The organism is Leifsonia poae, assembly GCF_020009625.1.
In the GTDB taxonomy this organism is placed as follows: Bacteria; Actinomycetota; Actinomycetes; order Actinomycetales; family Microbacteriaceae; genus Leifsonia; species Leifsonia poae_A.
Map to the genome: position 1 here is coordinate 1,744,302 of NZ_JAIHLP010000002.1, position 20,706 is coordinate 1,765,007.

A 20,706-nucleotide genomic window follows, 5' to 3' on the forward strand; every position below is an offset into this window, starting at 1 on the left:
CCGACGCTCGACGAGCCCACTCCGCTAGCGTGCGCCAATTGTGGCCGCCCACGGGTAGTAGAGGAAGGCGACCGACGGCTGCACCCCGGTGATGCGCTTGCCGAGGTAGACCGACATCGGGGCCTCGAACAGCGGCAGCCACGGCAGCTGCTGGTCGGCGATCCGTTGCGCCTCGGCCGACTTCTCGGATCGCGCCGCCGGGTCGTCGATCCCGACTGCGTCGTTGACCAGCGTGTCGAAGGCGGGATCGGACCAGTTGCCGTAGTTGCTGTAGTCACCGGTGCGGAGCACACCGTACATCTCCAGCGGGTCGGGTGACGAGAGGTACCACGAGGTGTAGAAGAGGTCCGCGTCGGCGCGCGCGGTCGGGTCGGTGAACAGCGTCGTGTAGGTGTTCGGCGTCATCGTGTCGATCTTCGCTTTCAGCCCGATCGACTGGGCGGCGGCCACCGTCGCCTGCGCGACGATGCTGAAATCGGTGCTGATCGGCGCGGTCTTGATCACGATCTGCTTGCCGGTCGCACCCGCCTTCTCGACCAGGGCCTTCGCCGCTTTCACGTCGTAGGGGTACTTCTGCAGGCCGTCGAACGCCGTGGCCATCGCATCCTTGCTCGCCCCCGACCACACCGACCGGGTCGTCAGCGCGTCGGTCACAGTGCCGTACCCCTTCACGGCCGCATCCACGATGCCCTGACGATCGAGCGCCATCAGCAAGGCTTTGCGCACATTCACGTCACCGAGCGGGCCTTTGAGGTTGCCGACGATGAGACTGTTGACCGCCGTGTTCAAACCGAAGTAGAGCGAGCCCGACCCGGAGGACTTCAGCTGGTCGACACCGTCCATCGGGACCATCCAGGTGCCGTCCACCTGCCCGGACGTGAGTGCGTTCGTGCGGGCGGTCGCGTCGTTCATGAACAGGATGTCGACCGTGCCCGCCTTGGCGCGCAGTTTCGGGTCCCAGTACTTCGCGTAGCGCGTGAGGGTGATGCTCTCCCCCGATTTCCACGAGGTGAGCTCGAACGGACCTGTGCAGTTGACGCCGCCGGTCGAGTTGCCGTAGTTCTCGCCCTTCTCTTTGAGGGTCGCCGCCGACTCCACGACGCCGGCCGAGCCGCCCATCGCGAGGTTGAACTGCGAGTCCGGCTTGGTCGTGGTGACCGTGACCTCCATCGGCCCCGTCTGGTCGATCGACGACACGTTCTGGTAGACGGAGAACCACGATGAGCCGACCGCTGGGTCGAGGTGCCTGCGCATGGAGGCGACCGCGTCGGCCGCGGTCAGCGCAGTGCCGTCGTGGAAGGTCACACCAGGCCGGATCTCGTACACCCAGGTCTCGGGGGTGGGATGGCTGAACGAGGCGGCGAGCCCCGGCGAGAGCGTCCAATCGGGGTTCAATCGCAACAGCGACTCGCAGACATTGGCGAGCACCTGGTTGTCCGGGTAGTCGAACGCATGCGTGTAGTCGAGCGAATACGGCTCCGCATAGAGCGCCCAGCTGAACGAGTCGATGTCCCCCGATGGCGCCGGGGTCTGCGCCGTCAGCTGGTAGGCGGGCTTCGCTGTGCTCGCCGTCGGTGGCGTCGAGGAACACGCGGCGAGCATGAGCGCCGCGCTGAGGGCGACGGCGACGGCGACGGTTCGACGCCGGCGCCGGTTCACACGGGTTGAGAACATGGTGCGCTCCTAGGGGTGGGGGATGGGATGGGTCGGGTCAGATCTCGCGGGAGTAGACGGGGTCGCCGTCGACCCAGGTGGACACGACTTCGGAGAGGTGGATGTCTTCGACCGGGGCGGCGAAGGGGTCTGGATCGATCACGACGAGGTTCGCGCGGTAGCCCGGCGCGATCCTGCCGGTGTCGTGGTCCCGGTGGTTCACGAACGCCGAGCCCGATGTGTACGCTGCGAAGGCCGTAGCGAGGTCGAGGCATTGGCCGGCGCCGCCGAGCGGTTCGTCCCCGCTGCCCGGCGACACCCGGTTGACGGCGATGTGGATCGCTTCGAGCGGGTTCGCGCTCGAAACCGGCCAGTCGCTCCCAGCCGCGAGCCGAGTGCCGTTGCGATCGAGGTCCCCGAACGGGTACTGGCGCGTCTTGGCCTCGTCTTGCAGGAAGGGGAGTGTCAGCTGATCGAGCTGCGGCTCGTGACACGCCCAGAGCGCCTGCAGGTTCGCGGTCGCATCGAGCTGGGCGAAGCGGGGGACATCTTCCACCGCCACGACCTGGAGATGCGCAAGATGGTGCCGGCCGTCGGTCGGACCGTTGGCCTCCCTCGCGACGGCGAGGGCGTCGAGCGCCTCCTGTACGGCGCGGTCCCCGAGAGCGTGGAAGTGCACCTGGAAGCCCTCCCGGTCGAGAGCGGTCACATAGTCGCGCAGCAGCACGGGGTCGACGAACGACAGCCCGCTGTTGTCGGTGTCGCGACCGTGCGCATCCCGGTACGGCGTCTTCATCGCCGCGGTGTGGTTCTCGGCGACACCGTCGACCATGATCTTCACCGTTCCGAGCCCGAACCGATCGGAGCCGCCGGCGAACTCGGCCCGCCGAGCGATCATCCCGTTGATCTGCTCGGCGCCGCCGGAACGGTACCACCACTGCGCACCGACGACGTGGGCGATCAGGGTACCCTCTGCGAGCGCCCGCCGGTACACACCGAGCGTGTCGTTCATGCCGGCCGCGTTGCCGATCAGCGCATCCTGCCAGCCTGTGATGCCCAGGGCGAGCAGCTCGTCCTGGGCGCGGAGCAGACCGGCATAGGCGAGGTCGTCGTCCGGCTCCGGGAGCACCGAGTCGAAGAGGTCGCTCGACCCCTCGTGGAAAGTGCCGGCCGGGAACCCGTCGGCCCCACGTTCGATGCGGCCGTCTTCCGGGTCGGGCGTCGCCGCGTCGATGCCGGCGAGGCGGATCGCGGCGGTGCTCGCCCAGACGCTGTGGTGGTCGCGGCTGCTGAGGAGCGCCGGCCGGTCGCCGATGGCGGCGTCCAGGGCCTGACGCGCGGGCGTGCCGCCGGGAAAATGGTCCATGGACCAGCCGCCGCCGAGGATCCACCCGTCGGGGTTCGCGGCCGCGTAGTTTGCGACCTGCCGCACGGCATCGTCGGCACTCTCGGCGTCGGACAGATTGCACTGGAGGAGTTCGATGCCGCCGCCGACCGGGTGGATGTGCGCGTCCTGGAAGCCCGGTGCAACAAGCGCGCCAGCGAGTTCGACCAGACGGGTCGATGCTCCTCGGAACGCGTCGAGCTCGCCCTCCGGCACGATCGACACGATGGCGCCGTCGCGCACGACCACCGCCTGGCCGTTCAGGGGGTGCCCGGTTCCGGTGAACACCGGGCCTCCGGTGAAAATGGTGTCGGCTGCCGTCACTGATCGCTCCGTCTCGTCGTCGAACGTGGATTGAGTGGGATGCTATGCGCGCCGATCTGCCAATGTCAACGGTGTTGACAACATCGTTGTACAAACTAGGGTGTGACTATGACGGAAGCCACCAGCACGCCCGGACCAGCGAAGCAGCGCCTCACCCGCGACCGCATCGTGCAGGCCGGGCTCGACCTCGCTTCCGGCGCCGATGTGTCGGCGATCTCCGTGCGCACCATCGGCGCCGCCCTCGGGTTCGACCCGACGGCGGCCTATCGGCACTTCCCCAACAAGCAGGCGCTGATGCAGGCCCTCCTCGACGAAGTGTTCACGCGCATCCTGCGCCGCGTCGACCGTACCGGCGGCTGGCAGGCTCGGCTGCGGGAGCTCGCCGCCGTCACCCTCGACGAGTTCACCGCATACCCCGCTATCGCCATCGAGGCGACCGTGCTCACCACCAACGGCCCAGGCGAGACCGAGACGATGGAGGTCGTACTCACCGCCTTCGCCGAGGCCGGGCTCGAAGGCGCCGATCAGGTGCGCCAGTACGCCCTCTTCTCGTCGTTCATCCTCTCGATGGCCGCCGGGATCGCGCACGCCCGCAGCAGCCACACTGGCCCACCCGCCGACTCGAACCTCTGGTTCGAAGGCCCGCTCCTCGTCGACCCGACGAGACACCCCTCGCTCGCGAAGGCCGCCGCCGAACTGGTCACCCTGCGCGACCACGACATCTACCGGTTCGGCGTCGACTCGATCATCGAATCCGCCGAGCAGCGCAGCGCCGACTGACCGTCAGCGCAAGATCCCGCGCCGCCGCGCCTCGGAGACGGCGGCCGTGCGGGAGGCCACATCGAGTTTGGTGAAAACGTGCGCCAGATGGGATTTGACGGTGGTCTCGCTCACGAACAGCTCAGCCGCGATCTCGGTGTTCGAACGGCCGGCCGCGACCAGCTGGAGCACCTCGATCTCACGGGAACTGAGACTCACCCGGGGTGCCCGGAGCCGATTGAGCAGTCGGGTCGCGATCACGGGGGCGAGGGCGCTCTCTCCGGCCGCCGCCGCACGCACGGCGGCGATCAGTTCATGCGGCGGCGCATCCTTCAGAAGGTATCCGCTGGCCCCGGCCTCGACAGCGCCCAGGATATCTGAATCGGAGTCGTAGTTGGTCAGCACCAGCACATGGGGCGGATCGTCCAGGGCCCGGATGCGCCGGGTCGCGTCGGCGCCGGTGCTGCTCGCCTCCGCACCGAATTGGAGATCCATCAGGACGACGTCCGGCCTCTCCCGTTCGGCGGCGGCGACCGCACGGTCGGGTGTGTCCGCCTCGGCGACGATCGTGAAGTCGTCCTCCAGGGCGAACAGAGCCACGAGCCCCGCGCGCACGATCGGATGATCGTCGGCGACGACCAGGCGGATCATGCGCCCTCACCGGGTGGATGCGCGGTGCGGGCCATATGCAGACTCTACGCTCGTCGCCCGCGGTGTCATCGTCCGAAAGGAGGATCGCCCGTTCGTCTGTTCGGGCACGGAACGGTGTTCCGACCGACGATGACCGCGACCGCCCCGAACGGAAGAGTGGAGAGCGTCACCGAATGCGGTGACGGGAAAGGACTCCGCATGTTCGTCGCCCTCCGCGACCTCCGCTTCGCCCGCGGCCGATTCATCCTCATCGGGTCCGTCGTGGCTCTCATCACCGTGCTCGTCGGCTTTCTCAGCGGCCTGACCGGCGGCCTCGCCACGCAGAACATCTCGGCCGTGCTCGCCCTCCCCGGCGACCGGATCGTGTTCTCCGCACCGGCGGCCGGCGACAGCGGTGCCAGCTTCACCGACTCCACCATCACCGAGAAGCAGGCGAAAGGTTGGTCGAAGGCCGGCGGCGTGACCGATGCGCGGCCGATCGGGATCAGCCAGACGCGCGGGGAGGCCGGTGACACCCGGGCCGCCATCGCCGTCTTCGGTGTCCAACCCGGGTTCGACACGTCCGCGCCGACCGGCGACGGGCGGCTCAGCCTCTCCGATCCGGCAGCGAAAGCTCTCGGGGTCACGGCCGGCGACGATGTCACGATCGCGGGCACCAGCTATACCGTGCAGACCGTCGCAGGCGACGGCTGGTACAGCCACACACCCGTCGTCACGATGACCCTGCACGATTGGCAGGCCTACTCGGCAGCAACCGGAAACCCGGGCGCCTACGCCACGGTGCTCTCCGTCTCGGGAACGCCCGTTTGGTCGGCCACAGACTCCGCCAACGCGACGGTGTCGGAGACGACGCTCGGCTCGCTGACCGCGCTCAGCGCCTTCCGATCCGAGATCGGCTCGCTGCTCCTGATGGTCGCCATGCTGTTCGGCATCTCCGGACTGGTGATCGGCGCGTTCTTCACGGTCTGGACCATGCAGCGCAAGGGCGATATCGCGGTGCTCAAAGCTCTGGGCGCCACCACGGCGTCCCTCGTCCGTGACGCGCTCGGGCAGGCACTGATCGTGCTCCTGCTCGGCATCGGAGTGGGCCTGGGGCTCGTCGCCCTCTTCGGCACCCTCGCCGGCTCGGCGCTTCCGTTCCTGCTCAGTCCGGTCACCACTCTCCTTCCCGGCGTGATCATGATCGCGCTCGGGCTCGCCGGAGCCGCCTTCGCCCTCCGTTCCGTCACCTCCGCCGACCCCCTCACCGCCCTCGGGAGCAACCGATGATCCGCCTCGACTCCATCACCCTGACCTTCCCCGACGGCGACGGCCGCGTCACCGCTGTCGACGATGTCTCGCTGACCGCCCAACCCGGCACGGTCACCGGCATCACAGGCCCGAGCGGCTCAGGCAAGTCGAGCCTGCTCGCCGTTGCGGCCACGCTCATCCACCCGGACTCCGGCCGCGTGCTCATCGACGACGTCGACGCCACCGCCCTGAGCGCCGGCGAGGCGACCGCGCTCCGCCGGGAGACGATCGGCATCGTCTTCCAGCAGTCGAACCTGATCCCCTCATTGACCGCCCGTGAGCAGCTCGGCGTGATGAACGAACTCGGCGGCCGCGGCAGCCGAGGCCGCCGCCGGGCAGTCGCAGCCCGCGCCGACGAACTCCTCGATGCCGTCGGGCTGGCCGATCAGCGGGCCAAACGTCCCCATCAGCTCTCCGGCGGGCAGCGGCAGCGGGTCAACATCGCCCGCGCCCTGATGAACGATCCCAGCGTGCTCCTCGTCGACGAGCCCACCAGCGCTCTCGACCAGGAGCGCGGCGCCAGCATCATCGACCTCATCCTCCGCCTCACCGACGAACTGAACACCTCGACGCTGCTCGTCACCCACGATCTCGTCCACCTGCCCCGCATGCACGGAGTCGTCAACCTGGTCGACGGGGCCGTCGTCGAGGACGTGCTCGCGGCCTAGAGTGCGTCACCGCATCGGCGGCACGCGTCAGTCTTCGCCGTACCTCACGAGATGGTTCGAATAGGCGCCATCCACGACGATGGAGGCGCCGGAGATGTAGCGGGCCGCGTCGCCGGCGAGGAACACGGCGACATCGGCCACCTCCTGGGGCACGCCGACACGGCCGAGCGGGATCCAGGACGCGAACCGGTCTTCGCCGACGGCCCCGATCAGATCGCGATTCATGTCGGTCCGGATGGCGCCGGGGGCGATCGAGTTCACCCTGATGCCCTCCGGACCGAGCTCGATCGCCGCCGTGCGCGTCAGGGAGGCCAGCCCGGCCTTCGCCGACGCGTATGCGCCGTTCCCGCTGACCGGGACCGACTCATGGATCGACGTAACGTTGATGATCGAGGGCGCACGGCTCTGCCGGAGCAGTGGCACGCACAGGCGCATGAGGGCCGCGGGCGCCACGAGGTTGACTTCGAGCACCCGTGCGAAATCGTCGGTCAGCAGCTCGGAAACGGTCGCCGACGCCTCGAAGCCCGCGTTGTTGACGAGCACGTCGAGCCCCCCGCGCTCGGCGATCTCGGCCACGATCCGGTCGGGCGCGTTCCGGTCGGCGAGGTCGGCGACGACCGCCTCTCCGCCGATCTCGCGCGCGATCCGCTCCACTGTCTCCCGGCGCCGGCCGTGGACGATGCAGGTGGCCCCGGCGGCGGCGAAGGCGCGCACGATGGACTCCCCGATTCCCGCACTGCTACCCGTGACGAGGGCGCGGATGCCTCGGAGCGGTGAGTCGGTCATCCTCAGATCCTCTCGATGGTGTTGCGCAGCCACGTGCGGCGGGTCTCCCCCGGTGCGAGCACAGGGTCGCGCCCGTCGTCGCGGTCGAAAGCCCGCCCCTGCACGCTACAGTTCGCGGGCTCGATCGCGCACACATACGAGCCCGGGGCGCGGCGCTGCCAGTGGAACAGCCGGGGCAGGGTGCGGGCGTCCCAGGCGACCGTGGTCTGCATCCCGAGCCGCGAGGAGCGCAGGGCGACCGTGGCGATGTGGTCGGCGCCGACGATCGGTTGGTGCTCCGTCACCGTGTCGGGCTCGACAGAAGGGGAACCCATGGGCACCGATCCGGGCGCGGCAGTGAACGCGGCACCGTCGCGGTGAAGCAGAACGGAGTCCGGCCCGAGAAAAGGGTGGCCGATGTTCAGGTGGTACAGAAGCGGGGCCTGCAACCGCTCGGCGCTCAGGTTGGTGGCGACATCCTCGAGTTCGACGACACCGGCGCCGATCGGGAAGGTGAGCCGACGCCGCACCCGGATGCCGCGGCCCAGACCGACGGGTTCGTGGAGTGTCCCCGCGACCACGATGCGCCCGGCGCCGGATTCGTCGACCTGCCGGTCGACGGAGAGGTCGGTCGCGGCGAGCTCGCTGAATCGACCGTGGCGGCCATGACCTTCGCTCGGCAACCCGACGTTCTGCAGACCGCAGGTGGTGAGCAGCCCGCCGGCCCAGCCATCGTGCCACCCCTCTCCGGCGTCGCCCGAGCCGGGAGGGCGCTCACCCATCGCCGACAACCAAGCCACGGGCTCTCCGCCGAACCAGGCCGCCCCGAGGTCGAGCCCCCGATCGAGCAGCACACGGGCGTGCACTCCCCCGGCCGGCGCGACCGCGAGAACCCGGCTTCCGGCGCCCGGCCCGTCGGCGACCACCTGCATCGCCGTGTGCGCCAGAACATCGTCGGTCGCGGTGACCTCGCGGACACCCGGCATCACAGAACGCCGAAGGTGCGGAACGCGTCGGATGCGAGCATCCCGTCGGCAACCGCCTGCCGGAACTCCAATTCGCTGGAACGCTTCGCCAGGGCCGCCTCGACGATCTCCGCCGCCCGAGCGGCCGGTACGACCACGACGCCGTCGGAGTCGGCCACGACGAGGTCGCCGGGCTCGATGCGCACACCGTCGATCGCGCAGGGCACCCGGTGCGCTGTGATCTCGTGCCGGCCCATGCTGTCGTAAGGGATCGTGCCGCCCGAGACGACCGGGAAGCCCAGCCCCCGCACCTGCCGAGTGTCACGCACGAGTCCATCGGTGATGGCACCGGCGGCCCCGCGGGCGATGCACGCCGTGCTGAGCAGTTCACCCCACACGGCGATGTCGCGGGCACGCTGGGTGGGCGTGATGAACACCTCGTCGGGGCCGATTGCATCCAGCGCGGCTACGAGGCCAGCGAACGGCGTCTCCGGAACGTCGAACACGCGGCGGATGGTGACCGGGAACGCGTACCCGGCGATGACGGTGTCCGCCTCGAGCGGGACGAGTCCGGCCGCAAGGCATTGGTGCCGGAGTCCGACAGCATCCAGCATGTCAGAGAGCACGGAGGAACCGAGGTGGGCCCGCACCCGGGCCAGATCGATGGTCACCATGCCGGCATCACCGGGTTCCATTCGGGGCGGAATCGATCGGCCCCGTTGCCCGAGTCGCCGGCCACGTAGAGGTTCGCGTAGCGACCGCTGCGGTGCAGCTCCCGGTACTGCTCGACCTTGTCGTCGTCGAGCTCGACACCCCAGCCGGGACCATCCGGAGGGGCGAGCCGCCCGTCGCCGGTAGGGAGCAGCCGCGGGCCGGCGATCACATCGTCCACGAGGTGGTGGTGGTGGGCATCGACGGCGAGCGTGAGCTGCGGGATGGTCACGCCGGTGTGCGCCATGACCGCCATGCCGATGCCGAGCTCGATGCCCGAGTGCATCCCCATGCCGAGACCGTGGATGCGGCACAGATCGGCGAGTGTCTTGGTCTGCAGCGGACCGCCCCAGTACCACGGGTCGGAGAGGATCACATCGACGCTGCCGAGGGCTAGGGCGCTCGGGATGTCATCGAAATCGACTACGCACATATTCGTCGAGAGCGGGAGAGCCGTCTTCGAGCGCACCTCGGCCATCCCGGCCTGCCCTGCCACCGGATCCTCCAGATACTCCAGACCGATCTCGGCGAGCTGGCCGAGCAACCCCATCGCCGTCGCCGGGGCCCAGGCCGCGTTCGGGTCGATGCGCAGCTTGATTCCGGGAAGCAGATCCCGGATGGCGCGCAACGTCTCCACCTCGATCGCCGGCTCCTGCACGCCCGCTTTCAGCTTCACCGTTCCGAACCCGTAGCGCTGCACCAGGTCGTAAGCATGCCTGGCCATCTCATCCGGTGTCGTGACGGCAGCGTGCGTCGGCGACTCGTAGCGGTAGAAGCAGTACGCCGCCAGATCGATGTGGTCGCGAACGGCCCCGCCGAGGATCTGGTGGGCCGGCACCCCGAGCGCCTTTCCGATGATGTCGACGCAGGCCATCTCGATGGCGGAGGCGACCAGCGGGTTCTTACTCCAGTAGAAGCGCTCGGTGATGCGCATCCGGATGCTGCCCGTCTCGAGCGCGCTCAGACCGACGACGACGCTGCCGGCGCGGATCACCTCCTCCGCGCTGGCCGCCGTCTCGGCGAGACCTACGAGCCCGTCGGCGGTGTGCACCTTCACGATCGTTCGGGTGAACGCTTCGTGCACACCGTACGAATGCCGGATGGGCGCCTCGATGGGCAGTGTCACCTCGAACGCTTCGATGCGTCCGATCCTCAATTTGTCCACGATTCTCCTTGGTCTATCGGGCGCGGAGAGCGCCGAGCCGGATGGTCTGAATCCGCCAGGCGGGAAGGGTGATGGTCAGCGCGCCATCGGCGGCGTCGACCGTGTGCTGGGGCCGGCCGTCGAGGTCGGTCAGAACGGCGCTGTCGCCCACCGCCCGGCCGCGGAGCCGCACGGTCGCCGGCCGATCGGACTGGTTGACGAGACGGGCCGTCACCTCGTCGCCGTCGAGGAAGAGCGCCGAGAGCCGAACGGGTTCGCCCTCGTTGGTCAGCAGCTCCACCCGTTCCGGTGCCCCGGCGGCGACGACGCGGGGTTCGCGCCATGCGATGTCGGCCAGCTCAGGAACGTCGGCGCGGCGCCAGTCGGCATCGGTCGCGAGCAGGGTGAATGCCCAGGAGGTGCGCCCCGGGTTGGTCCACGCCATGCGCGGGTCGCCGCACGACGGCGCAGTGCGCAGCAACACCGCCTCCAGGGTCCCGCCGTCGTGGCGGAACGCGGGATGCGTCGTGAGCACGGCAAGTCCCGGCTCGGCCTGCGGCCAACCGACATGCACCCAGTGCTGCACCTCACGGTAGGCGGCGAGGTCGTCTGCCGAGATCTCGTCGGGCATGAGCGGATGCTGCTCGGCCGGAACCTCGAGCCAGCCGGATGCGTGGAACGGCGTGCCATGCGTGACCTGCGCCCGAGGGGCGGCGGCCAGCGGAAGCCGGATCTGCCAACGCTCGAACCCGGGCCAGTCGACGACGGTCTCGACGTCGACCCGTCCCGACCCCGCCCACACCCGCACGCTGGTGGTCCAGACCACGTCGAGCAGGCGCCAGCGGATGGCGGCGCGGGCGACGATCGGACCCGCGTCGAGCAGATCGACTCCGAGCACCACGGCGTCGATCCGGCCGGATTCGTCGGTCGCCAGGGTCACATCGTTGCCGAGTTCGGGCACGGCGTACGCACCGCCGAGCGGCACCACCCGGTCGCTGCCCGAGCGCACATCCCGGATCGTCGTCGCTCCGGTCGCACGATCGATCGTCACCTCAACCGAGTCCGTGCCGATGCGGACCGACTCGGCGTTCCGGTCGGTGAATGGCGCCGTGCGGCTGCCGTCGACCTCGAGAGGCCGAGCGCCGACTCCGGTGACCGGGTCGAGAGCCAGGGCGATCGTGCGGGTTCCGTCGTCATCGAGGAGCGACTGCCAGGATCCCGCCGGCTGCGAGCGGAGCCAGGGTTCGAGCGCATCCGCGGTCTCGGCGTCGACGACGACCTCGGAGGCGTTGTGCCCGAGTCGGGTGCGCAGCACCGATGGTTGCGTCGACCCCTCGGATCCGAGCGCATGCTGCAGCACGTCGAGCGCGTAGCCGCGAGCGCGATCGTGCCGCACCTTCTTCTGGAAGATGGAGAGCGGGCCGTCCTGGCCGCCACCGTTGTGGTCCTGGGTGAACACGTGCATCCGCCACAGCCATTCCCATTCCTTACCCGCCGGCGGGGTGTCGGGGGCGGCGAAGTAGGCGTCTTCGGCGAAGAGACCGCGCCAGGCGCCGGCCGATTCGGGCAGAGCGGGGCGCCCGGCGGCGACACCGATCACGCTGGCGGTCTCGGCGTCGAGCAGGAGCTCTTCGAGTGCGCGCACCCGGTGGAAGAACCGCATCTCCTCATCCGGGGCGACGCCCCAGACGCTCGGGAGCGAACCGGTGACCTCCGGAAGTTCGGTGTCGGAGTCAAGGTACGGGGCCAGAACTGTCGCGGGGATGGCGTAGCCGACATCGACGCCCGATGCGCGGTACTGGCCCACGTATTCGCGCTGGTCCTTGCCGTAGCGGGTGGTGAAGTCGGCGGCGGTGGTGAGGTCGCCGGCCGAGCCGGAGACCGGGATCACGCCGTGCGGGTAACGGCCTTCGACGTCATCGAACGAGAGGGATGTGCCGGAGTTGACGAATGCGTCACCGCTCGCGCGCGGGTCGAGCCCGGAGCCGTCGAGCGGGATGAACACATAGTGCCAGGGCCAGGTGAGCATGGTCAGCGCCGAACCGTCGGGGGCGCGGTGCCGCCATATCCGGCCCTCCTGGAAGAGTTTGCGGCTCGTGACGTAGTAGCCGATGCCGGCCTGCGAGTAGATCTGCGCGGTCTGGGCGTTGAGTCCGGGGAGGTCGGGGTGGGCCGCCAGCTTCGTTTCGATCCCCAGACGGTCTTTCGCCCAGGATCGGCCGATCTGGATATTGCGGATGATCGACTCGCCGAGCACCAGGTTCTCCCAGCGGTCGATGTAGGCGGCACCGATCTCGAGCCGCCCTTCTGCGATCAGCCGACGAACCCGCCCCTCGTATTCGGGGTGCTCGGCGAGGAAATGCTCGGCGAAGATCGCGGTGTCGATGACGAAGGTCTCGTCCCCCGATTCCACGGCCCGGTCGACATACGAGCGGATGACGTCGTCACCCCGCCGGAGGCAGTTGCGGTAGTCGCCCAGCCAGAACAGGTCGAGGTGCGAGGAGGGGATGATCGCGACGGAGGGCGCCGGAGTCACAGGGATGGTCCTTTCGATCGTCATTGTCAGCCTTTGACCGCGCCGGCCAGGCCGTTGGAGAAGTACTTCTGCAGGAAGAAGAAGAGGATCAGCGGGGGCAGCGCAGCGAGCGTGGCCGCCGCGAGCAGCAGGCCCTGATCGGTGGTGTGCTCACCGATCAGGCCGGAGAGCGCGACCGGCACGGTGCGGTTCGCTCCGCTGAGGAGGATGAGCGCGAAGAGCAGTTCGCTCCAGCAGCCGATGATGCACCAGATCGCGACGGCGGCGATTCCGGGCGCGGCCATCGGCATCACGATTCGCACCAGCGTGCGCACGGAACCGCTTCCATCGACATCCGCCGCCTCGAGCACCTCGCGGGGGATCGCCGAGAAGTGCCCGGTGATGATCCAGACCGCCACCGGCAGCTGGAAGGCGATGTAGATGAGGGTCACCCCCGGCAGCTGGTTCACGAGCCCGAGGTTGGTCCAGAGAATGAAGATCGGCACGAGCGTCGCCGCCTGCGGCAGGAGCTGCGTCACCAGGCTGAGCGAGAGAAGCGATCGGGTGCCGCGGAACCGGAGGTGGGTGACCGCGTAGGCGGAGGCGCTCCCGAAGACGACAACGAAGAACGTCGTCGTGAGTGCGATGATCAGCGACTGCAGCGTCGCCGGAAGCAGCGAACCCTCCTCGAAGACCTTGTTGTACTGGTCGAAGCTCAGCGACTGCGGCCAGAGCGTCACCGGGATGCGGGCGAGTTCGGCGGAGGACTTCAGCGAGGAGGTGACCATCCAGTAGACCGGGAGCAGCGTTCCGATCAGAACGAGACCGAGAACGATCGCCGCCGTCCAGGGGAACCGGCGGAGGGAGACGGTTGCCGTCGTCATGAGCGTGCCTGCTTCCTGGTCGCCCGGAGGTAGAACGCGATCGCGATGCCGGTCAGGGCGATGGAGAGCACCGAGTATGCGGCCGCCTGGTCGAAGCGGTTGAACTTGAGCGCCGACTCCCAGATGGCGAACGGCAGTGTCGTCGTCGCATCCCCGGGCCCGCCGTTGGTCAGCAGGTAGGCGAGGTCGAAGTAGTTGAACGTCCAGATGAAGGCGAGAAGCGAGGTGGTCGCGAGCACGGGCCGGATGCCCGGCAGCAGCACGTGCCAGACGACCCGCAGGTACGAGGCGCCGTCGACTCGAGCAGCCTCGACGACCTCCTTCGGCACGGTCTTCAGACCGGCGGAGAGCATAAGCATCCAGTACGGCGCCGACTTCCAGGTGTTGACGACGATCAGGCTCAGCATCGCGAGTGTGGGCGTCGACAACCACTGGACGGGCTCGACACCCACCAGGCCGAGCAGCCGGTTCGCGAGCCCGGAAATGGGGTTCAGGATCGCGAGCCAGATCGTCGCTACCGCCACACCGGGCATTACCCACGGGGTGAGCAGCAGAGGCCGGATCACTTTGGCCGCGCGGGGGAACGCCTCCAGGGCGAGGGCGGAGACCAGCCCGACGATGAACTGGAGTACCAGCGAGCCGAGCGTGAAGATCAGCGTGCGGCCGAGCGTTGCCACGAGGGCGCCGCTCTCGAAGACCTTGATGTAATTGTCGAACCAGACGAACTCGCCGTCCTGCGGGCTGAGCCGATCGATATGCAGACTGATCCACACGTTGTAGCCCAGCGGATAGAGCAGCACGAGGGCGAGGGCGATGAACGCCGGGAGGGCGAACGGCCAGGCCTTCGCACGTCTGATGCGGGTTCCGCGCCGCGGTGGACTCGTCAGGGAGTCCACCGCGGCGGGCGCCGCATCCGTTGACATCTGCGTCGTCATCGGATGCCGGCTCTCAACCGAGGATCTGCGTGTTGACCTGCTGGTCGAAGTCCTTCAATGCGGATTCGGCCGACTTCGTCGGGTCGACGATCACGGGGATGATCGTCTTCTCGAACGCCGCGGAGACCTCGGCGATCCGCGAGACGGGCGGCATCGGCAGCCCGGCGTGGGGAAGGATCTCGTTGTACGCCTTGTAGAACGGGTCGTCCGACCAGGGCGAGGTGCTCAGTCCGTCTTTCAGCGGCGGAAACGCCTCGGCCTTGTTCAGGTCGATGAGGTTCTGCCGTTCCATGATGAAGGCGAGGAGCTTGCCGGCCGCCGCTTGGTGCTTCGAGTTCTTGAAGACCCCGATCTGCCAGCCGCCGGCCGTCGAACCGGACGGGTCGCCGGCGTTCTCCACCGGGACGACCGCCGTCTGGTAGTCCGTGCCGTACGTGATGTTCGGGTTGTTGGTCTCCAATGAGGCCTTGACCCATGGCCCCCCGAGCATGAACGCCAGCTTGTTCTGAGCGAAGAGCTGCGCCAGCGTGTCTCCGGTCATGTTGTCGGTGCCCGGCGGCACGGCGCCGGTCTTGACGATGTCCTGGATGAGCTTGACAGCCGCCAGCGTTCCTGCGGAGTCGCCCGCGACCGCCTTCGACGTCTTGCCGTCGCTCTTCAGGATCTCGCCGTCGGCGCCCTTCATGTACGGTCCGACCGTCTCATAGGTCAGGGCGTAGTCGGTGTCGCTGGGGAAGCCGTAGCCGTAGACGTCGCCGCCGGCGAACTTCTTGACGTCGGTCAGGAGTTCCGCCCAGGTGGCCGGAGGCTTCTCGATGCCTTTCGCCTTCAGCAGGGTCGGGTTGTAGAACAGCGCACGCGTGTCGGTGGTGATCGGGAGCGTCATCTGCTTGCCCGCCACCTTTCCGACGTCCACCAGACCGGGGATGAGCTCCCCCGTGTCGATCTTGTTGTCCGAGATGATCGTGTCGAGCGGGGCGAGGAAGTTGCCGCCGGCGAACGTCTGGATGTCGGTGTGGTTGACCCGGCCGAGGTCTGGCCCCTGACCGCCGCGGAACTCGGTGGTCAGTTTGGTGTTGTAGTTGGCCAGCGGCGTCTGCTCGACCTTCACCGTGATGTTCGGGTTGGCCTTCTGGAAGGCGGCGATCAGGGGTTTCTCGCCCTGGTCGAAGATTTCCGCCGTGGTGGACGTGGCGTAGGTGATCGTCACCTTGCCGGTGTCGGACCCGCCGCTGCTGCTGCAGCCGGCCAAGGTCAGGCCGACGATCGCCAGCGTGGCGAGTCCTAGTGCTGTGGTGCTCCGGGAACGCATTCGAGCTCCTTTGCTCAGGTGAGGGATTCGTTCGTGTATGTGAACAGTGTTTCCTATCGGACACACTACGGAGACCGATCAGCCCTGTCAATGTTCAACAGGATGAATATTGTTCCATATTTGGAACAGATGTAGAGTACAGCCATGACGATCTCCGTCCCGCAGACTCCCACCGGGGTCAAATCCGCCGAGCGGACCCTCGATGTTCTGGAACTCCTGGCATCGACCGACGAGCGGCTGACACTGTCCGAAATCGCCCGACGCCTCGGCACACCCAAGAGCAGCCTCCACAAGCTGCTCGGCACCATGGAGCGCCGCGGGTGGGTGGAGACCGATGAGATCACGCACACGCACTATCGCGTCGGCCTGCGCGCCCTCCTCACCGGGACGCGCTACGTCGACATCGACGAAGTGGTCCAGCTGTCGCAGCCCCTCCTGACGACGATCACCGAGACCGCCCAGGAGGCCTCCCACCTCGGCCGCCTGGACGGAGCCGACGTCGTGTACCTCGCCAAACGCGAGTCGCCGCATCCGCTGCGGATGTACAGTGCGGTCGGTCGCCGCCTTCCCGCCCACGCCACGGCGATGGGCAAGGTCATGCTCGCCCAGCGCCCTTGGGACGACGTGGACGAGCTTCTCCCCGCGCGACTCGCGGCCCTCACCCCCGCGACGATCACGAGTCGCGCCCGCCTGCGCGAAGAACTCGAACGGACCCGCGAGCGCGGCTACGCCGTCGACGACGAGGAGAGCGCCGAGATGATGCGCGCGGTCGCCGTCGTCCTCCCCACCCGGGGCACGACGAACGCCATCAGCGTCTCCGCACCTTCTGCTCGCCTCTCCGCCGACAAAATCGTCGAGTACGCGGACCTCCTGCACCGACTCGTCGACGGGTATCCGAGGTAGCGACGACGCCGAGCGAGCCCGGCGAGCTTCGCCTCGATCGTTGTCTCAGGGCACGGAGAGGCCTACCCTGTCGGACGTGACCGTGATCGACTGGCTGCTCGATTCCGACCCCGCCCTGCGCTGGCAGGTTCTACGCGACCTCCTCGATGCGCCGCCCGACGAGGTCGAGGCGGAACGCGCCCGCGTCGGCACGCAGGGGTGGGGCGCCCGGTTGTTGGCACTGCAGGATGCGCGTGGTCACTGGGACGGCGGCACATATCGCCCCGGGTGGGTGGACGAGTCGAAACCGTTCTTCGACGCCTGGACCGCGACCACCTTCTCGCTCCAGCAGCTGCGCGACTTCGGCTTGGATCCGGCAAGCCTCCCCGCACGAACGGCGATCGCGCGCGTGCGGGAGAACGTGCGCTGGGATGCGCACACACCGTTCTTCGCGGGCGAGACCGAACCGTGCGTCAACGGCATGGTGGCCGCGATCGGTGCGTACTTCGGCGAGAACGTTGACCGGGCCATCGAGCGACTCGTCTCGGATGCGCTGCCCGACGGCGGATGGAACTGCTGGGCCGAGTACGGCGCCACGGTCTCTTCGTTCAACTCGACCATCGGCGTGCTCGACGGCCTGCTCGCCTGGGAGAAGGCGGGCGGAACCTCGGAGGCCGTCACGAATGCGCGCCGGCGAGGGGAGGAGTATCTACTCGAACGCGGTCTGCTCAGACGCCGCTCGAACGGCCGCCTGGTCGATCCGCGCTTCACGATGCTGTCGTATCCGAACCGCTGGTACTACGACGTGCTCCGCGCCCTGGAACACTTCCGCTCCACCGGCCTCCCACCCGACCCGCGCTGCGCGGAGGCCGTCGAGCTGGTCGCGTCCAAACGTGACGGCGCGGGCCCGTGGATGCTCGAGAACACCCACCAGGGGCCGACCCACTTCGATCTCGACGCGGGCGAAGGCCGGCCGAGCCGGTGGGTGACCCTACGCGCGCTCCGAGTCGTGAACTGGTGGGAGGCGGCCGGAGCCTAGGGTTCGATTCGGTCGCTCGTCGTCAGCGCGTCGAACGCCGGCAGGAGGATGGCCGCGATCGCGGCCGGGGATGCCTCGCGCAGTTCCGCGACCTCCACGAGCTCCCGGGCGACCGTGACCCCGATGGTGACGGCGAGCAGCAGGGCCGCGCGAAGGTCGGCGTCGTCGGCGCTGATCATCGAGGCGAGGGATCGGATGCGGTCGTCGATCTCCGCCCGGGCGAGTTCGGCCGCTTCGGGGTGCGTCAGCATCGAACGGAACATCGCGAGCGACGTTTCGGGTAGCCCGGAGATCTTCATTCCCAGGTTCTCGAGCATCACCTCGGCCGGCGAGATCGGGCCGGCGCCCGCATCCGGTTCGACATCGTGGCGGACGGCCGCCGCGAAGAGCTGCTCCTTCGCCCCGTAGTAGTGCGAGACGAGCCGGGGGTCGGCGGAGGCCAGCGTGGCGATGCCGCGGATGGTCGTCCTCTCGTATCCGCGCTCGGCGAAGAGCGTGCGGGCGGCGTCGAGGATCCTCTTCTGAGTGTCGCGACGCTGCGTGCTGCGCGACGTTTCGGCATCCGGCATGAATTCATTCTACGGAAGGTGAATGAATCGACGATTTCGTTCTACACTTGCGGAACGAAACCATCGAAAGGTGTCTCATGATCGTCTCCGCACTCGTGATGTTCGTCGTCGGTCTCTTCGGCGCCAACGGAGTACCGCATTTCGTCAAGGGGATCACCCGATCCCCGTATCCGATGATCTTCAGCAATCGCCCCGTTCCCAATCTGCTCGCCGGCTGGGGGTCTCTCGTGGTCGCCGGACTGCTCTGGATGATCGCCCGACCCGAGGCGCACCCGTGGCCGGCCTTCGCCGGATGCGCCCTGGGGGCGCTCGCCATGGGTCTCTTCCATGCCGGCCCCGGCGCATTCGGGCGCGCCCCTGCCGCGCCCGACCGGCGGGAGACTTCCGGCGACCGACCTGATTGACATCCTCCCGCGGCGCAATTAGTATACGAATCATGGATGCATCAATTATGCGGAGCGCGGTGGACTCATCGACGTCCGACCTCGTTTCGAGTCTCGGTTTCATTGTCGGTCGGGTGTCTCATCGAATGACCGCAGAACTCGCCGCGCGATTCGAGTCCCTGTCGTTCACGCCGACCCAGTGGCGGGTGATGGCCAGCCTCTGGAACGACGACGGCCAGACCCAGAAAGAGATCTCGCAGAAGACGGCCATCGACCCCGCGACCCTCACCGTGATGCTGAAGCGGATGGAAGAGCGCGGTCTCGTGACGCGACGACGCGACCCGGCGAACAATCGGCTGCAACGGGTCTATCTGGTCGACGCCCGCCCGGCCGAGATCCAGCGCGTGCGCGAGACCATCAGCGCACACATCGCCGCGGTGAACGCGGTCGCCACCGAAGGATTCGACGACTCCGAGCGGGCCGTCCTGATCCGCCTCCTGACCCGGGCGCGCACCAACCTGGAGCCGTCCGCCGAACACCCTCAGTCGCACAACGAACCCAAGGGAGACATCGCATGACCGACTCGACGATCACACCGCCCCTCGACAAACCCGAACAGCGGCCACCGGTGCCCGCACGGCGCTGGCCCCTCCGCGTGGCCGGGGTCGGCTACAGCGTCGCCTGGATCATCGGCCTCCTCCTGACCTCGTCCTCAACGGATGTGACCGCCGACGGTTCGGCGATCATCCGTGAGGATGCACCCCAGACCGCCACGCTCACGCTCCAGTTCCTTCTGACCGAGGGTGTCGCGGCCCTCGCCCTCCTGATCGTGGTGATCGGGTTCTGGCGGGCGACAGAACGGGGTGGAGCGCGGAGCACCGCACTGATCGCCGGCGTGATGGCGGTCGCCGTCTCCCTGACACAGACGGTGCTGGGCGTCTGCCTGATCGAGATCGCGGTGCGCGGTCGCAACGCCTCTCTGGCGAGTTCGCTGACCTTCACCCTGAACGAGCTCGACGGGCTCAAGATGGTGTTGCTCGCCGTCCTGGTGTTCGCGATCTCCGCCGCACGCTGGCGACGACAGGTGCGATTGCCTCTCTGGCTCCTCCCGACCGGGCTCGTCACCGGCATCGCCCTGCTCGCCTCCGCGATCGGCTACCTCGCGCGCAGCAACGCCTTCTCCGTCGCCGCGTGGGTCTCGCTTCCCCTCCTGCTGATCTTCGTCACGGCCGTCGGACTGTGCGTGCGACCGGTCGAGCAGCGTGAAACGCTGGGAGACCGCCGGTGACCGCCATCCTGGATCTGACCTCGGCGGCCCTCGTCACCGTCGACCTCCAACACGGGATCCTCCGCCGCCTCCCCGGCGAACTCGCCGCTCCGGCTCTGGCGAACTCGGTGAGACTCGCCGAAGCGTTCGCCCGCGCCGGTCGGCCGGTCATCGCGGTGTCTCTCGACTTCGAGCATCCGTCGGCCGCACCGGTCAATGCCGGGGCGGATGTCGTTCCGCCGGCACGTGACGTGCGACCAGGCGATGCGACGATTCCGGAGGAGCTGATCGGGTCCGTCTCGCATCAGGTGTCCAAACCCCGGTGGAGTGCCTTCGGAAGCTCCACCCTGTCACTCGTCCTGGCCGAGCTCGGCGCCGAGACGATCGTCCTCTGTGGACTGGCGACAGGCGTGGCGGTAGAGTCGACGGCGCGGTCCGCCTTCGAGCGCGGCCTCCGGGTCGTCGTGGCCACCGACGCGGTGGCGGACGCACCCGAACGACACAAGAACTCGCTTGCTTTCGTCCTTCCCCTTCTCGCGGCGCTGCGCCCAACCGATACCCTCATCGCTTCGCTGCCGTCGAACACCGCGAGGGTTGAAGGGTGAC

General features: G+C 68.3%; 21 protein-coding genes. 9 read left to right on the forward strand and 12 right to left on the reverse strand.

The genetic code is table 11. The features are described from left to right. Positions 1-24: 24 nt before the first annotated feature. The gene (locus K5L49_RS08935; RefSeq protein WP_223692062.1) at positions 25-1,674 is read right to left on the reverse strand and encodes an ABC transporter substrate-binding protein; all 1,650 of its coding nucleotides are present in this window, start codon (positions 1,672-1,674) and stop codon (positions 25-27) included. A gap of 37 nt (positions 1,675-1,711) precedes the next feature. Beyond that, positions 1,712-3,361, reverse strand: a complete 1,650-nt coding sequence (locus K5L49_RS08940) for an amidohydrolase (RefSeq protein WP_223692063.1) — start codon at positions 3,359-3,361, stop codon at positions 1,712-1,714. Positions 3,362-3,469: 108 nt separating this feature from the next. On the opposite strand from K5L49_RS08940, the gene K5L49_RS08945 reads away from it, so the two are divergent. Then, a complete protein-coding gene (locus tag K5L49_RS08945; protein ID WP_223692065.1) occupies positions 3,470-4,141 on the forward strand; it encodes a TetR/AcrR family transcriptional regulator in 672 nt (223 codons plus the stop codon). 3 nt (positions 4,142-4,144) lie between these two features. Here K5L49_RS08945 and K5L49_RS08950 read toward each other — a convergent pair whose 3' ends face one another. Beyond that, positions 4,145-4,771, reverse strand: coding sequence for a response regulator transcription factor (locus K5L49_RS08950; RefSeq protein WP_223692066.1), 627 nt, complete (start codon positions 4,769-4,771; stop codon positions 4,145-4,147). A gap of 198 nt (positions 4,772-4,969) precedes the next feature. Between K5L49_RS08950 and K5L49_RS08955 the strand changes: the two genes are divergently transcribed. Continuing rightward, a complete protein-coding gene (locus K5L49_RS08955; RefSeq protein ID WP_223692068.1) occupies positions 4,970-6,040 on the forward strand; it encodes an FtsX-like permease family protein in 1,071 nt (356 codons plus the stop codon). Next, entirely contained in the window at positions 6,037-6,729 is a 693-nt protein-coding gene (locus K5L49_RS08960; RefSeq protein ID WP_223692069.1) for an ABC transporter ATP-binding protein, read from the forward strand. The genes K5L49_RS08955 and K5L49_RS08960 overlap by 4 nt, the downstream gene beginning before the upstream one ends. A gap of 27 nt (positions 6,730-6,756) precedes the next feature. On the opposite strand, the gene K5L49_RS08965 is transcribed toward K5L49_RS08960, so the two are convergent. Genes K5L49_RS08965 through K5L49_RS09000 form a run of 8 tightly spaced genes read right to left on the reverse strand, consistent with a single transcriptional unit; the run spans position 6,757 to position 15,960 of the window. After that, positions 6,757-7,515 carry an SDR family NAD(P)-dependent oxidoreductase gene (locus tag K5L49_RS08965; protein ID WP_223692071.1) on the reverse strand — a complete coding sequence of 253 codons (759 nt, stop codon included), beginning with the start codon at positions 7,513-7,515 and terminating at the stop codon, positions 6,757-6,759. 2 nt (positions 7,516-7,517) lie between these two features. Next, positions 7,518-8,480, reverse strand: coding sequence for a DUF4432 family protein (locus tag K5L49_RS08970; protein ID WP_223692073.1), 963 nt, complete (start codon positions 8,478-8,480; stop codon positions 7,518-7,520). Next, positions 8,480-9,133 (reverse strand): RraA family protein, encoded by a 654-nt coding sequence (locus tag K5L49_RS08975; RefSeq protein WP_223692075.1) that lies wholly within the window; start codon positions 9,131-9,133, stop codon positions 8,480-8,482. The genes K5L49_RS08970 and K5L49_RS08975 overlap by 1 nt, the downstream gene beginning before the upstream one ends. Continuing rightward, positions 9,127-10,335, reverse strand: a complete 1,209-nt coding sequence (locus tag K5L49_RS08980) for an enolase C-terminal domain-like protein (protein WP_223692077.1) — start codon at positions 10,333-10,335, stop codon at positions 9,127-9,129. The genes K5L49_RS08975 and K5L49_RS08980 overlap by 7 nt, the downstream gene beginning before the upstream one ends. Before the next feature lie 13 nt (positions 10,336-10,348). Then, the gene (locus K5L49_RS08985) at positions 10,349-12,874 is read right to left on the reverse strand and encodes a glycoside hydrolase family 38 N-terminal domain-containing protein (protein ID WP_223692079.1); all 2,526 of its coding nucleotides are present in this window, start codon (positions 12,872-12,874) and stop codon (positions 10,349-10,351) included. Between the two features lie 2 nt (positions 12,875-12,876). Then, entirely contained in the window at positions 12,877-13,713 is an 837-nt protein-coding gene (locus K5L49_RS08990) for a carbohydrate ABC transporter permease (RefSeq protein ID WP_223692081.1), read from the reverse strand. Beyond that, entirely contained in the window at positions 13,710-14,648 is a 939-nt protein-coding gene (locus tag K5L49_RS08995) for a carbohydrate ABC transporter permease (RefSeq protein ID WP_223692082.1), read from the reverse strand. The genes K5L49_RS08990 and K5L49_RS08995 overlap by 4 nt, the downstream gene beginning before the upstream one ends. A 13-nt stretch (positions 14,649-14,661) precedes the next feature. Beyond that, a complete protein-coding gene (locus tag K5L49_RS09000; protein WP_223692084.1) occupies positions 14,662-15,960 on the reverse strand; it encodes an ABC transporter substrate-binding protein in 1,299 nt (432 codons plus the stop codon). A 144-nt stretch (positions 15,961-16,104) separates the two neighbouring features. Between K5L49_RS09000 and K5L49_RS09005 the strand changes: the two genes are divergently transcribed. Together K5L49_RS09005 and K5L49_RS09010 are read left to right on the forward strand one after the other, a co-directional pair. Then, complete coding sequence (locus K5L49_RS09005; RefSeq protein WP_223692086.1) at positions 16,105-16,863, forward strand: IclR family transcriptional regulator; 759 nt, start codon at positions 16,105-16,107, stop codon at positions 16,861-16,863. 76 nt (positions 16,864-16,939) lie between these two features. Then, entirely contained in the window at positions 16,940-17,881 is a 942-nt protein-coding gene (locus K5L49_RS09010) for a hypothetical protein (RefSeq protein WP_223692088.1), read from the forward strand. Here the strand turns inward: K5L49_RS09010 and K5L49_RS09015 are convergent. Further along, positions 17,878-18,450 carry a TetR/AcrR family transcriptional regulator gene (locus K5L49_RS09015; RefSeq protein WP_223692089.1) on the reverse strand — a complete coding sequence of 191 codons (573 nt, stop codon included), beginning with the start codon at positions 18,448-18,450 and terminating at the stop codon, positions 17,878-17,880. The genes K5L49_RS09010 and K5L49_RS09015 overlap by 4 nt on opposite strands. A 77-nt stretch (positions 18,451-18,527) precedes the next feature. Between K5L49_RS09015 and K5L49_RS09020 the strand changes: the two genes are divergently transcribed. The 4 genes from K5L49_RS09020 to K5L49_RS09035 all read left to right on the forward strand — a co-directional run bounded on the left by K5L49_RS09020 (position 18,528) and on the right by K5L49_RS09035 (position 20,705). Then, on the forward strand, positions 18,528-18,854 hold the full coding sequence (locus K5L49_RS09020) for a hypothetical protein (RefSeq protein WP_223692091.1): 327 nt from the start codon (positions 18,528-18,530) through the stop codon (positions 18,852-18,854). A gap of 125 nt (positions 18,855-18,979) precedes the next feature. Then, positions 18,980-19,411, forward strand: coding sequence for a MarR family winged helix-turn-helix transcriptional regulator (locus K5L49_RS09025; protein WP_223692093.1), 432 nt, complete (start codon positions 18,980-18,982; stop codon positions 19,409-19,411). Further along, entirely contained in the window at positions 19,408-20,121 is a 714-nt protein-coding gene (locus K5L49_RS09030; protein WP_223692095.1) for a hypothetical protein, read from the forward strand. Before K5L49_RS09025 ends, K5L49_RS09030 begins: the two co-directional genes overlap by 4 nt. After that, positions 20,118-20,705, forward strand: a complete 588-nt coding sequence (locus K5L49_RS09035; protein WP_223692097.1) for a cysteine hydrolase family protein — start codon at positions 20,118-20,120, stop codon at positions 20,703-20,705. Before K5L49_RS09030 ends, K5L49_RS09035 begins: the two co-directional genes overlap by 4 nt. The last annotated feature ends 1 nt before the right edge of the window (position 20,706 follow it).

Coding starts and splice junctions, on each gene's coding strand:
- K5L49_RS08935 (WP_223692062.1), bottom strand. CDS start 1,674: ATGTTCTCAACCCGTGTGAACCGGCGCCGGCGTCGAACCGTCGCCGTC.
- K5L49_RS08945 (WP_223692065.1), top strand. CDS start 3,470: ATGACGGAAGCCACCAGCACGCCCGGACCAGCGAAGCAGCGCCTCACC.
- K5L49_RS08950 (WP_223692066.1), bottom strand. CDS start 4,771: ATGATCCGCCTGGTCGTCGCCGACGATCATCCGATCGTGCGCGCGGGG.
- K5L49_RS08955 (WP_223692068.1), top strand. CDS start 4,970: ATGTTCGTCGCCCTCCGCGACCTCCGCTTCGCCCGCGGCCGATTCATC.
- K5L49_RS08960 (WP_223692069.1), top strand. CDS start 6,037: ATGATCCGCCTCGACTCCATCACCCTGACCTTCCCCGACGGCGACGGC.
- K5L49_RS08965 (WP_223692071.1), bottom strand. CDS start 7,515: ATGACCGACTCACCGCTCCGAGGCATCCGCGCCCTCGTCACGGGTAGC.
- K5L49_RS08970 (WP_223692073.1), bottom strand. CDS start 8,480: ATGCCGGGTGTCCGCGAGGTCACCGCGACCGACGATGTTCTGGCGCAC.
- K5L49_RS08975 (WP_223692075.1), bottom strand. CDS start 9,133: ATGGTGACCATCGATCTGGCCCGGGTGCGGGCCCACCTCGGTTCCTCC.
- K5L49_RS08985 (WP_223692079.1), bottom strand. CDS start 12,874: ATGACGATCGAAAGGACCATCCCTGTGACTCCGGCGCCCTCCGTCGCG.
- K5L49_RS08990 (WP_223692081.1), bottom strand. CDS start 13,713: ATGACGACGGCAACCGTCTCCCTCCGCCGGTTCCCCTGGACGGCGGCG.
- K5L49_RS08995 (WP_223692082.1), bottom strand. CDS start 14,648: ATGACGACGCAGATGTCAACGGATGCGGCGCCCGCCGCGGTGGACTCC.
- K5L49_RS09000 (WP_223692084.1), bottom strand. CDS start 15,960: ATGCGTTCCCGGAGCACCACAGCACTAGGACTCGCCACGCTGGCGATC.
- K5L49_RS09005 (WP_223692086.1), top strand. CDS start 16,105: ATGACGATCTCCGTCCCGCAGACTCCCACCGGGGTCAAATCCGCCGAG.
- K5L49_RS09015 (WP_223692089.1), bottom strand. CDS start 18,450: ATGCCGGATGCCGAAACGTCGCGCAGCACGCAGCGTCGCGACACTCAG.
- K5L49_RS09020 (WP_223692091.1), top strand. CDS start 18,528: ATGATCGTCTCCGCACTCGTGATGTTCGTCGTCGGTCTCTTCGGCGCC.
- K5L49_RS09025 (WP_223692093.1), top strand. CDS start 18,980: ATGACCGCAGAACTCGCCGCGCGATTCGAGTCCCTGTCGTTCACGCCG.
- K5L49_RS09030 (WP_223692095.1), top strand. CDS start 19,408: ATGACCGACTCGACGATCACACCGCCCCTCGACAAACCCGAACAGCGG.